Genomic DNA, 11172 nt, shown 5'->3' on the forward strand with positions numbered 1-11172 from the left:
ATATGATAACACGAATTGTGAAGAATGTAAAGGAGAAGTTTACAAAATGTGTTGACAGGATGTGTGATTAGTGCTATATTACAAATGTACACAGAACGTAAACGAGGAGGTGAAACAATGGATTTGCAGAAAGTAAGTGAAAGATTAACTAAGTTAAGAGGAGATGAGAGCCAGGCAAAGGTTGCCGAAGTGATTGGAATAAGCGCATCAGCACTGTCTATGTACGAATGCGGTGAAAGAATGCCAAGAGACGAAATTAAGGTAAAACTTGCAGCATATTACAAAACGACGGTTGAGGCGCTTTTTTACGCCTAAAAAGTACACGAAGTGTAAACGAGGGTCGGACAGCAAAGGAGCTATAACTAATGGAAATTCAAAACACACAATCTAATTTACCTGTCACTATAGAAGACTTATCAAAGTTTGTTTTGGTAGGTAGGGAGAAACTGGTAGCTGTAAAAGCAGAAATAAGGGCAATTGACAAAGTGGGGTTGGCAACAGAGGTTAGGAATCAGAAGAGAGATGAAGCGCGGATGCTTTCAGAAGCACTTCTAGATGCCGAAATGAGAATTGGTGAAATCACTAAATCCATTCCCAAAGCCACAAAGGGCAATCAGCACACTGGGAAAATGGTAAGCGACAGTGGTGTCGGTCACCAAACTTCAAAAAAAGAAGTAGTTGAAAATTTAGGGCTTAATATGAAACAGGTTGAGCGATTTGAAACCCTTGCAAACAATCCCGACATAGTGGAGCAAGTCAAGGCCGAAGCTCGTGAGAATGACGATTTACCTACAAGGACGCAAGTCATTAATCTTGCAAAGGAAAAAGCTCGCAGAGCGATGGTAGAAAATGAACAAATAGATAAAGATTTTGAAGTGTATCAAGAATACAGGAAAATCTGTAATTCGATGATTGCTCTCGAAAAAATTCGTTCTGATATAGGAAAGAAAAGAGCGATATGTCGAATGGCATTAGTTACGCCTGATGGGCTTGATTCGGAAATCGAGTATCTAACTTTCAGGATACAGCTTTTAGATGACATTAGAAATTATTTTTTAAATGCGAAATTGAAAGGAGGTAAATAACAATGGGAAGAAGTAAATATCTTGAACCGAAAGCGAGAGAAAGAATTAACAAGATTCTTGATTTGAGAGGTGAGATGTCTTTGGAAGAGATGGTTGAGCTTGTTATGCCACATATGGTATTTGATATTGATACCATGAAACTACAAACAACTAAAATGGTTTGCAGAAATATAGTAGCGAGCAGAAAAGACTGGAGTGGAGTAAGGACGACATTTGCAGTCAAGGAAAGCAAAGAATCTGTTTATGTTGATATCGATAATTGCAATGATGTTTACAGAGTCAGAAAAGTTGAAGAACTTCTTAAAGAAAAGGAACAGGGAATTGCAAAGTCTCGTATCAAGGCAAAGAATAGAAGGCTTGTGCTTGAAGGGCAGATAACAATGGATGAATATGTGAGTTCTAAATCCGAAGTAGGATAATTTATATCATATGCAACACAAAAAGGACAAGCAGAAAGGAGGATTTTAAGATGTTAGAAGTAGATACTACAGAAAGTGCTATTGTAGAAAACTATGCTTTAAAAGCATTATTAAAAGCCATTACTTTATATTACGAAATGGAGGGAAACAGGATAGATGAGATAACAAAGGAGCAATACCATGAAGATTAAAACAGCAATAATTACCATATGTATATTCGGCGTACTGGTAGTAATCGCGGCATACATACAGCGTGGTGAGTGGGCAATTGGAGTAGAGTGGTTATTGCCGTTTGTAGCCGCGGCGGTGGTGCCGCTAAAAGGAGGAAGTCATGAGAGCTAACCTAAAGAAAGCCCGGCAGGACGCAGGGCTGACACAGAAAGCTGTTGCAGAGTATTTAGGTGTAACTGAAAGACATTATCAATATATAGAAAATGGAGCGAGATTAGGAAAAATTGAATATTGGGATAAGCTCGAGGACCTTTTTAATATTCAACAGAGGGAACTGCGTGAAATTCACGGCAAAGAAGATAATCGAGGGACACTTCAAAAAAATCAGCAAGCGCAATAAGTTTTTCGATATTCGGTTCTGTGCGAGCAGTTTCCCAACCTTGGAATGTGCGTACAGAGACACCCATGAGCTTAGCAATATCTTTTTGCATGAGAGCTGATTGCAGGCGTAGCTCTTTTAACCGTTCATTAAATTTCATTAGAACCTCCTTGACACGAACAAAACTGTCGTGTATAATCAAAAGTAAACATGAACAAAACTGTCGTGTTGAAATGTGGTTATTTAATAAAATATTCTATCATATTTAAGGAGGAAAACCAATGTTGATGTATGGAATTTATGAAACGGAAACGGTATGTGCAAATTGCAGACATTTTTATCAGCACTATGTGAAAAGCGGAGGAATGACTTTTACACCTTGTAATTCAGGGCATTGTTCATATCCAAGATTAAAGGACAGAAGCCCAGCTGATACGTGTAAACATTTTGAATCAAGGATTGTTTTTAAGAGGAGGTTAGAAAATGAAAGCGATAAAATTAGCGTTTAATACGCTTTGTATAGCTGGATTCATAGTTTTTATGTCGATTCCCAGCACGATAGAAAATTTTATATGAAAAAGCACCCACATACGGAATTGCAGTTCCGTGGGTGCAAAACAAATACTACAACTATACTTTACATTATTGCAATGAAAATTGCAAGTCAGGAGTGAAAATATGAATATAACAAATCAGAGCCTCTATGAGCTTACAGGAGATTTTTTAACACTTATGAACATGCTTTACGATGAAGACGTAGATGAAGAGTCCCTGCTGGACGCTTGCGAGCACATCGAGGCGCAGATCGAGGATAAAGCGGATGGATATGCAAAGATTATAAAGGGACTGGAAGTCAACGCTAATGGAATCAAGGCGGAGGAAAAGAGGCTGAGGGAAAGACGCGAGAAGCTGGAGAAGCGTGTCGATTTTCTGAAACATAATCTCGAAGGCAGCATGAGGGCTATGGGAAAGACCAAATTTAAGACCGATCTGTTTAGTTTCGGAATCCGCAAGAATCCGGCGTCTGTAAAGATCGCCGAGCCAGCTGCGTTCATAGAGCGATGCCAGAAAGACGGCAGAGATGATCTGCTGAGGTTTAAGGATCCGGAGATTAATAGGACTGCTGTAAAGAACGCGATTCTGAAAGACGGCGAGGTAATAGACGGTGCTGAGGTAGTGCAGACTGAGGGTCTGCAAATAAGGTAGGAGGTGCAGCATGGGAGCATTACTGATCAAAAGGAAGTATCCGGAAAGAAAGCCATGCAATGTAGTAAAGATAAATAACGAAGCAAGTAGGATCCTGACGCAGATTACAAATGAAACGGGAATCCCTAAGTATAAACTGGCGTCCGAGATGATCCTATACGCATCTGAGAATATCAGAATAATAGACCCAGATGAAGAAGAGGAGGAAATCAATGGCTAAGGTAATTTGTATCATGGGCGAAAGTGGCGCAGGAAAGACCACATCGCTTAGAACATTGAATCCAAAAGAGACCTTATATATCGACTGCGATGGTAAGGGGCTTTCGTGGAAGGGCTGGAAGAAACAGTACAGCGTGGATAATAAAAACTATCTGAGGGTAGACGATAAAGATGTTGTTCTCAGAACGATCATGAGAGTGAACGGTGAGAATATCCTCGGGGACAGGGAAGATATGGAAGTTCAGAACCCACTTACGCATTTTAAATATGTCGTGATCGATACTCTCAATTCTATCATGGTGAGCGACGAAATGAAACGGGCAAAACAGAAGGGGTATGACAAATGGCAGGATTTAGCAGCTTCGGTATATTTGCTTATTAAATGTGCTAATAGTATGAGAGATGATCTTACGGTCATATTCTGCGCTCATACAGAGACTATAAAAGATGATGATGGATATATGTTTACGCATATAAAGACCAATGGTAAGAAGCTGAACAAGATTGGGCTTGAGACCATACTTCCGGTGGTGTTACTCGCCGTGAGAAACAGTGATGGTAAGTACGTATTTGAGACACAGTCCAATAATTCAACGGCTAAAACGCCGCTAGGGGCATTTGAGGATTTTGAGATCGATAATGATATTCAGATCGTACTTAAAGCACTGGAGGAGTTTTAAATGAATGTAAATGAAATGGAATTGTTAAATAATTCAAAAGAGATTTTCAAGATGTTCAAGGAGGAAATTAAATTATGAAAAATATTAATTGGGATAATGTACAGGAAGCTACAGATTTTGAACGTATAAAGCCGGGTGGATATATCGCCACAATATTGACGGTTGAGGACGATCCGGCGAGGGAATATTTGAAAATGGAACTCGACATATCAGAAGGAGAACATGTAGGTTATTATTCAGACCTTGCTGCCAGCAAAAACTTTTGGGGGTTGACACTATATAGAAGTTATAAGGAGTCAGCTCAGGGGTTCTTTAAGAGATTCAAAAATGATGTTGAAAAATCTAATGCTGGGTATACGTTCAATAACGATGAGAAAACACTGGTACATAAGCAGGTGGGCGTAATACTGCGTGAAGAGGAATATGTGGCCAATGATGGATCAGTCAAAACACGCATCATCATAAGCAATACAAAGCCGGTAAGCGATATAAAAGCCGGGAAATTCAAGGTGCCCGACTTGAAGAAACTGGATGACAAAAGTGTTGATCCCCCATCTGGATTTACAGTAAATCCAGATGACATACCATTTTAAACCATGGGGTACATCATAGAAGATACAAGGCAGAAACAGGGTCAACATAACATAAAACGCGAATGGTGGGCGCAGCATAAAACGACTATAACACGTTGCCGCTTGCCATTCGGTGACTACGCAGCACCGCCCCGGGTGGCGGTAGATACCAAGGCGAACATGTCTGAGATAGCCACGAACATGTGTGGAACAGCAGTTGAACATGCAAGATTCAGGGAAGAGTGTAAGAGCGCGCAGTCACATGGCTGCAAACTCTATTTCCTTATTGAGAACGAAGACGGCATTGAAAAGATAGAAGATGTAAGTCAATGGGTGAACCCGAGATTATCCATAAGCCCTAAAGCCGTTACAGGTGAGAGGCTGATGAAGTCCATGATTACGATGTCAGAAAGGTATGGCTGTGAATTTATGTTCTGCAAACCTGAAGAGGCTGCCGAGACGATATTGAAATTACTAGGTGGTGATGACGATGCAGATGGTTGAATGGGCGTTATATTATGCTCAAATGGGCATGGCCGTATTTCCAGTGCAGCGTAAAGGAAAAGCACCGATATTCAGAGGCGGGTTTAAAAATGCCACGACTGATCCAGATAGTATAAGAGAAGCATGGAAGGATCACCCATATGCAAACATAGGTGTTGCGACCGGAAAGGTCTCGGGAGGTATATTCGTTATAGACCTCGATGTTGATGAAGACAAGGGTATGAACGGATATGACACTTTACGCGACTGGGAACGTGACAATGGAGAATTGCCAGAGACGATAAACTCTATTACAGGCAGGGGTGGTTATCATTATTTTTTTCACGCTGATCGCACGATCAAAAGCAGAACCGGCATATTAGATGGGATTGATATCCGCGGCGATGGTGGTTATGTAGTAGTACCACCAAGTCTACACAGGAACGGCAACAGGTATGAATGGGAGCAGAGTCCGGAAGATTTTGCAATCGCTGAGGCGAATGAAACTGTATATAAACTGATATCCATAGGCAGGGCTGATGGAGAAAATACATTTTCCATAGGTGCAGTCGTGGGCGAGGGCATCAGGAACGATACCATGTTTAAGCTTGCCTGCAGTTTACAGGCAAAAGGACTGTCTGATGAGACCATAATAGAGGCGGTAAAAAAGGAGAACCAGTTGAAATGCATACCGCCGCTTGACGATGAGGAACTTAAGCGAACCATAGAGAGTGCTTTGAGTAAAGAAAAAGGTAGGCTTTCAGTAGTATCATACACTCCAAAAGCCCCGCAGTACATCACCCTCAATATGACTGGCGAGGGTGATAAGGCAAAAGTGGTACAGTCAATCGAAAATGCATGCACGGTCTTGCGTGAAGATGAAAATTTACACAATAAGATTCGCCTGAATTGCCTTTCATATAACGTGTTTGTTTGTGGGAAATTGCCGTGGGGCGAGGGTATTGAATATCGTGAATGGACAGATACGGATGATAGTAACTTGCTTTGCTATATTGAAAGGCAATACGGACTTAAAAACAAGGACAACACTTTAAAGGCGTTAGATATCGTATCTTCAGAAAACGCATTCAATCCAATAACACAGCACCTTGACGGTCTGCCAAAATGGGATGGACAGGCTCACATTGAGAATCTATTGCCTGATTATCTTGGTGTCGAAAAGACCAGATATTCAGGCGAAGTTATGAAGCTGTTTATGATCGGAGCCATTTCAAGGGCATGTGAACCGGGCTGTAAATTTGATTATATGATAGTTTTGGTAGGAGAGCAGGGCATAGGAAAATCCACGTTTCTCCGAAGGCTCGCGATGTCTGACGCATGGTACGACGATAACTTTAACACCGTTGAAGGAGATAAGGCGGTTGAGAGACTGCGAGGCATGTGGTTCGTGGAGCTGGCAGAACTTCTGGCAGCCAAAAGGCAGAAGGAAGTCGAAAGTATAAAGGCATTCTTGACATCTACCATAGACACATACAGGCCGCCATATGGTAGGAGAACAGTGCAACGACCGAGAAGGTGCGTATTTGCAGGCACTACCAATAACGAGCACTTCCTCACGGACGTAACAGGAAATAGGCGATATTTACCATTGCGTACTAATAGGAGGCGAGTGAAGAAGTCACTGTTTGATGATGAGGGAGCGGTCAGGGCGGATATTGAACAGGCATGGGCGGAGGCGCTCCATATATATAAGACAGAGCACCCAAGGCTCATAATGCCAAAAGACTTGTATGATGATGTTAAAGCGGTTCAGGAAAGTTTTCTCGAAGAGGATCCCCGGGTCGGAATAATACAGAGCTATCTTGACGGGCTGACTGCTGACAGAGTTTGTGTGATGCAGATCTGGGAGGATGCGCTGAAAATAGAGGTCAAACCTAAAAGGAAGGAAAGTAATGAGATACATGACATCATGAGAAATTCGATTGTAGGCTGGACCGATATTGGCAGAAAGAAGACGGTGAAGTATGGGACGCAGATATGTTATGAGAGAGAAAAGCAAATTGAAGGATTTTATGAGACTGATGATGGCGAGTTTTAGAAGGTTATCATAGAGTATATATGTTAGTAACCCTTTTAAACGTTGAAAAGTCAATGAATGCAGCAGTTTCAGAAAAATAGACTATATATGTTAGTAACCTCTAGTAACCTTGCTAGTAACCCTTACAATCATTGATATTTCAACATTCATTGACTCTCTTAGAGAGAAGGTTACTAAAAATATATATAAAAAAGTACAAAAATGAAATACGTTTTTGTAAATATAAGAAAAATTGATAATTTTAGTAACCCTATTCTTTCAAAAAACGGCATAAACATTGAAATTTAAACGTTTGTTTAGGGTTATTAATATTTTGAAGTTAGTAACGGTTAGTAACCCTTGGAGGATGTTATGAAAATACAGTTAGATGATAAACATTTCCTTAACAGTGATCCATACTGCTACTGGATCACCTGCGTAGTGAAATCTAAAGAAGGAAAACCTTATGAGAAACGTGTGAGCGGTTATGCAGCGACTTTTGGTGATGCGGTGAACAGTTTTATAGAGAAGACAATAAAACAGTCTTCGAGTGAAAATATACGTCTCTTGAGAGAGGAGATAGAGAATCTTAAATGTGAAGTAATGGAATGGAGGTGCAACATTGAGTTTGATTGATATGTATGTGAGAGACAAATGCACGGGCAAAATCCATAAAGTAGGCACTGATCCACATGATTCAATATGGGTCAGCAGCAAAGGAATAGTACATTACATGAACCTGCAGAATGGTGATGGTGCCTCAGGAGATGGCCTTAATGATCAGAGTGGGTATGAGTTCATGCCGAGTGATTGTGGAGAAATTAATGGTGAGAATGATGCTGTAGTGTTTATCTGTAGCGATTCGGAATACTGCTCTGACGATACTTTGGAACATGATATACGACTTGCTAATGCGTTTATAAAAAGGGCGAGGAGCAGAGATGAAAAAGTATAGTGACAGGGTGCGTGAGTACGAGATCAAAAAGAATATATTGATTATGTCCTGTAGGGCCCCTGAAATATTAGAAAAAGAGTTAAAACGATTGGCAAAGGAGTTAAAAATATGAGAATTTATATATCAGGTAAAATGACCGGTCTTGATAAAAAAGAATATGTGGGCAAATTCAACGCAGCAGAAAAACGCTTAAGAGGAGAAGGGTATGAGGTAATAAATCCGGTAACGGTAGACGCATATGGTCTTGATTATGAAAAATCTATGGCTATAGATTTAATCCTTTTAGAATCTTGTGATGGTATATATATGCTGGATAACTGGAAGGAAAGTAAAGGTGCGAGGATTGAAAGAAATCATGCTATGAGCATGGGTATAATTATTCTTTATGAAAATCAGCCTGTTTTCCAAAAATTCACGGATTCAATAAGATCGGTCACTGAAAAAATAACAGAGGTAGCAGGCATATGACTTTATGGATATCCGTAACAAACGATAGATACGAGCTCCCCCGCATAATCAAAGATACGGCAAGCCAGCTTGCCACAGCGTATGGGATAAGCGACAGCAATCTGCATCAGAGTATGAGAGATGGAAGGGCATACAAGAAGTTTGGTGTGAGGTTTGTGAAAGTGGAGGTTGGAGATGATGGATAAAAAGCAGTTAGAAAGTTTGCGTATGTTGTACATAGAAGTGGACGAATTGGCAGGGGATATTATTTCTTTAAAGCCTAAAGTAGTCATAGACTCTGTTACTGGAAGTACTCCTGAGAGACCTGACAAGCACGTTATACCGATAAAAGGCATTCACATGGAGGAATATATCCATTTACAGAAAAAACTCGCTCAAAAGACTCGAAAACTCCTTAAACAAATAGATAAAATGGAGAAATGGATTGATTGTGTTGAAGATAGCGAGCTAAGAACAATATTTAGACTCAGATACCAAAAAGGTAAAACATGGGCAGAGATAGGACAATCTTTAGGGTATGATAGGAGGACTGTGGCGAGAAAATGTGATATGTTTTTTGAAAATTAGTATATTATAATTAAAAAACAGGGTGTATAATGCGGATAAAATAAAACCACCTTAGTCGGTGGTTGAGTGGACATTTTTATTCCGTTGTGATTTGAGGAACTCGATATATTGTTTGACTTGCTCTATTTCGTCATTGGTAAGGTCGGAAACGTCAAGTGGTGCATTGTATGACATGGAGGGTTCTGCGAAGAGTTGGAGTTTTGTTTTAAGATACTCAGAGGTACTTTTTTCATGTAACAAATCGTGCATATGTTCATGAATAACATCGTAGTAGACTTTGTACGTTGCTTTATAATTTTCATTTAATAGTGAATATGTAGCCTCAGTGCCTAATGCTTCACATATTTTGGCAAGTGTTTCAGTGCTTATATCGTTACTATCACGTTTTATTATGGAATATAAAGTTGTGGAAGGAATACCTGTTTTTTCGGATAAATCAATTACAGTCATATTTTTGTTTGTTAAAATTTTTTTTAGCGATGCACCGTATCCCATAAAGTTCACCCTCCTTAATTACTATGCTTATATTTATGAGTATAGTAAAACATAAACACGAAAAAAAGTAAACAATTATGAAAAAGTATATTGACAATTACTAAAAAACGTAATAATATGATGTAGTGAATTATGAAAAAACGTAACGAAAGGAGGCGAATAATGAAAACATTAGGAATAAAAGTCGATGATGAATTTCACAAGAAAATGAAAATTCGAACTATTGAGTTGAATTGTAGCATTAAAGATTACATAATTCATCTAATCAAAAAGGATTTACAAAAAGAAAAAGAGTAACTAATCACTTTAGCCGAGGATAGTTACTCACAGTCAAATCCAGAGAGGATTCTAAATGAATTATAACAGGTCTCTTTCTGGATGTCAAAAGAGAAAGAGAGGAAAAAATGAACAATTTAACAGTATTTAAAAACGAGCAGTTTGGAGAAGTAAGGGTTATAGAACAGAATGGCGAGCCGTGGTTTATAGGCAAAGACGTAGCTGACATATTAGGATATACAAATTCCAGAGACGCTTTAGGAAGCCATGTTGATGATGAAGACAAGAATACCGTAGCAATTTCCGACGGAAAAAGAGGTAATCCAAACTAAACCGTCATTAACGAATCCGGCTTATACAGCCTTATTCTTTCCAGCAAGCTGCCGCAAGCAAGACAATTTAAAAGGTGGGTAACAAGTGAAGTGCTTCCATCAATCCGCAAACATGGTACATATATGACACCTGAAAAGATAGAGGAAGTACTCCTTAATCCAGATACAATTATCAGCCTTGCACAAGAATTAAAGGATGAAAGGGCTTTAAGAAATAGATTACAGGATAAAATTGAGGAGGATAGACCAAAGACTATATTTGCCGATGCTGTAGCAGCTTCAAAAACATCTATTCTTGTTGGAGATTTAGCAAAACTGATAAAACAGAATGGTGTTGATACAGGGCAGAAAAGGCTATTTCAGTGGTTAAGAGAAAATGGATATCTTATCAAAAGAAAAGGTGCCGACTGGAATATGCCAACGCAGAGAGCAATGGATAAAGGGCTCTTTGAAGTTAAAGAAACAGTTATAACTCATGCTGATGGACATACTTCAGTAAGTAAGACTGTTAAGGTTACAGGTAAGGGTCAGCAGTATTTTATCAACAAGTTTCTGGAGGTAGCATAAAATGGCAACAAAAAGTTTTTTTAGATTGGAAAATTTAAGTGTCAGAGCTGATGGATTAAGCAGTATGGCACACGCTCTAAGGGATTGTTTTATTGAAGGTCCTAATGCCCCTGAAACATATAACGATGCAATAGATTTATTATCAAACTTAATGTATGACTTTAAAGAAGAGTTAAATGAGGTCATAGGCGAGATGTGCAAGGAACGTAAAGAGGCTAAAAATAATATGTCGTAAAGTAAAATTGTAGTAAATTCAAGTT

General features: G+C 39.4%; 22 protein-coding genes and 1 pseudogene. 21 read left to right on the top strand and 2 right to left on the bottom strand.

What is annotated here, in order from left to right; genetic code table 11:
- Positions 1–84 precede the first annotated feature (84 nt).
- Genes H8692_RS05470 through H8692_RS05495 form a run of 6 tightly spaced genes read left to right on the top strand, consistent with a single transcriptional unit; the run spans position 85 to position 2075 of the window.
- Complete coding sequence (locus H8692_RS05470; RefSeq protein WP_243206925.1) at positions 85–315, top strand: helix-turn-helix domain-containing protein; 231 nt, start codon at positions 85–87, stop codon at positions 313–315.
- A 50-nt stretch (positions 316–365) separates the two neighbouring features.
- The gene (locus H8692_RS05475) at positions 366–1085 is read left to right on the top strand and encodes a hypothetical protein (protein ID WP_187525171.1); all 720 of its coding nucleotides are present in this window, start codon (positions 366–368) and stop codon (positions 1083–1085) included.
- 2 nt (positions 1086–1087) lie between these two features.
- Positions 1088–1504, top strand: coding sequence for a hypothetical protein (locus H8692_RS05480; protein ID WP_187525172.1), 417 nt, complete (start codon positions 1088–1090; stop codon positions 1502–1504).
- 50 nt (positions 1505–1554) lie between these two features.
- A complete protein-coding gene (locus H8692_RS05485) occupies positions 1555–1695 on the top strand; it encodes a hypothetical protein (RefSeq protein WP_187525173.1) in 141 nt (46 codons plus the stop codon).
- A complete protein-coding gene (locus H8692_RS05490; protein WP_187525174.1) occupies positions 1685–1846 on the top strand; it encodes a hypothetical protein in 162 nt (53 codons plus the stop codon). Before H8692_RS05485 ends, H8692_RS05490 begins: the two co-directional genes overlap by 11 nt.
- Positions 1836–2075, top strand: a complete 240-nt coding sequence (locus H8692_RS05495; protein ID WP_187525175.1) for a helix-turn-helix transcriptional regulator — start codon at positions 1836–1838, stop codon at positions 2073–2075. The genes H8692_RS05490 and H8692_RS05495 overlap by 11 nt, the downstream gene beginning before the upstream one ends.
- On the opposite strand, the gene H8692_RS05500 is transcribed toward H8692_RS05495, so the two are convergent.
- On the bottom strand, positions 1990–2214 hold the full coding sequence (locus tag H8692_RS05500) for a helix-turn-helix domain-containing protein (protein WP_187525176.1): 225 nt from the start codon (positions 2212–2214) through the stop codon (positions 1990–1992). The genes H8692_RS05495 and H8692_RS05500 overlap by 86 nt on opposite strands.
- 518 nt (positions 2215–2732) lie before the next feature.
- On the opposite strand from H8692_RS05500, the gene H8692_RS05505 reads away from it, so the two are divergent.
- The 11 genes from H8692_RS05505 (at position 2733) to H8692_RS05555 (ending at position 9242) form a co-directional block, all read left to right on the top strand.
- Positions 2733–3260 carry a siphovirus Gp157 family protein gene (locus tag H8692_RS05505; RefSeq protein WP_187525177.1) on the top strand — a complete coding sequence of 176 codons (528 nt, stop codon included), beginning with the start codon at positions 2733–2735 and terminating at the stop codon, positions 3258–3260.
- Between the two features lie 10 nt (positions 3261–3270).
- A complete protein-coding gene (locus H8692_RS05510) occupies positions 3271–3480 on the top strand; it encodes a hypothetical protein (RefSeq protein ID WP_187525178.1) in 210 nt (69 codons plus the stop codon).
- On the top strand, positions 3473–4159 hold the full coding sequence (locus H8692_RS05515) for an AAA family ATPase (protein WP_187525179.1): 687 nt from the start codon (positions 3473–3475) through the stop codon (positions 4157–4159). Before H8692_RS05510 ends, H8692_RS05515 begins: the two co-directional genes overlap by 8 nt.
- 74 nt (positions 4160–4233) lie before the next feature.
- Positions 4234–4752: a hypothetical protein gene (locus H8692_RS05520; RefSeq protein ID WP_187525180.1), complete on the top strand. Its 519-nt coding sequence runs from the start codon at positions 4234–4236 to the stop codon at positions 4750–4752.
- Positions 4753–4932: 180 nt separating this feature from the next.
- Positions 4933–5235, top strand: coding sequence for a hypothetical protein (locus H8692_RS05525; RefSeq protein ID WP_187525181.1), 303 nt, complete (start codon positions 4933–4935; stop codon positions 5233–5235).
- Positions 5222–7273 (top strand): VapE domain-containing protein, encoded by a 2052-nt coding sequence (locus H8692_RS05530; RefSeq protein WP_187525182.1) that lies wholly within the window; start codon positions 5222–5224, stop codon positions 7271–7273. The genes H8692_RS05525 and H8692_RS05530 overlap by 14 nt, the downstream gene beginning before the upstream one ends.
- Positions 7274–7624: 351 nt before the next feature.
- On the top strand, positions 7625–7888 hold the full coding sequence (locus H8692_RS05535; RefSeq protein ID WP_187525183.1) for a hypothetical protein: 264 nt from the start codon (positions 7625–7627) through the stop codon (positions 7886–7888).
- The gene (locus H8692_RS05540; protein WP_187525184.1) at positions 7875–8207 is read left to right on the top strand and encodes a hypothetical protein; all 333 of its coding nucleotides are present in this window, start codon (positions 7875–7877) and stop codon (positions 8205–8207) included. The genes H8692_RS05535 and H8692_RS05540 overlap by 14 nt, the downstream gene beginning before the upstream one ends.
- Before the next feature lie 108 nt (positions 8208–8315).
- The gene (locus H8692_RS05545; RefSeq protein WP_187525185.1) at positions 8316–8675 is read left to right on the top strand and encodes a DUF4406 domain-containing protein; all 360 of its coding nucleotides are present in this window, start codon (positions 8316–8318) and stop codon (positions 8673–8675) included.
- Complete coding sequence (locus H8692_RS05550; RefSeq protein ID WP_187525186.1) at positions 8672–8860, top strand: hypothetical protein; 189 nt, start codon at positions 8672–8674, stop codon at positions 8858–8860. The genes H8692_RS05545 and H8692_RS05550 overlap by 4 nt, the downstream gene beginning before the upstream one ends.
- Positions 8850–9242 carry a sigma-70 family RNA polymerase sigma factor gene (locus H8692_RS05555; protein WP_187525187.1) on the top strand — a complete coding sequence of 131 codons (393 nt, stop codon included), beginning with the start codon at positions 8850–8852 and terminating at the stop codon, positions 9240–9242. Before H8692_RS05550 ends, H8692_RS05555 begins: the two co-directional genes overlap by 11 nt.
- Positions 9243–9293: 51 nt before the next feature.
- On the opposite strand, the gene H8692_RS05560 is transcribed toward H8692_RS05555, so the two are convergent.
- Positions 9294–9737 (bottom strand): helix-turn-helix domain-containing protein, encoded by a 444-nt coding sequence (locus H8692_RS05560; protein WP_187525188.1) that lies wholly within the window; start codon positions 9735–9737, stop codon positions 9294–9296.
- Between the two features lie 162 nt (positions 9738–9899).
- Between H8692_RS05560 and H8692_RS10870 the strand changes: the two genes are divergently transcribed.
- The 4 genes and pseudogenes from H8692_RS10870 to H8692_RS05570 all read left to right on the top strand — a co-directional run bounded on the left by H8692_RS10870 (position 9900) and on the right by H8692_RS05570 (position 11147).
- Positions 9900–10034 carry a hypothetical protein gene (locus H8692_RS10870; RefSeq protein WP_283242298.1) on the top strand — a complete coding sequence of 45 codons (135 nt, stop codon included), beginning with the start codon at positions 9900–9902 and terminating at the stop codon, positions 10032–10034.
- Positions 10035–10141: 107 nt separating this feature from the next.
- Positions 10142–10432 (top strand): annotated as a pseudogene (locus H8692_RS10920) (BRO-N domain-containing protein); the annotation flags it as partial.
- A gap of 36 nt (positions 10433–10468) precedes the next feature.
- Positions 10469–10912, top strand: a complete 444-nt coding sequence (locus H8692_RS10925; protein WP_346727771.1) for a phage antirepressor KilAC domain-containing protein — start codon at positions 10469–10471, stop codon at positions 10910–10912.
- 1 nt (position 10913) lies between these two features.
- On the top strand, positions 10914–11147 hold the full coding sequence (locus H8692_RS05570; RefSeq protein WP_187525189.1) for a hypothetical protein: 234 nt from the start codon (positions 10914–10916) through the stop codon (positions 11145–11147).
- Positions 11148–11172: the final 25 nt, after the last annotated feature.

This window comes from Lentihominibacter hominis (assembly GCF_014385065.1).
In the GTDB taxonomy this organism is placed as follows: Bacteria; Bacillota; Clostridia; order Peptostreptococcales; family Anaerovoracaceae; genus Lentihominibacter; species Lentihominibacter hominis.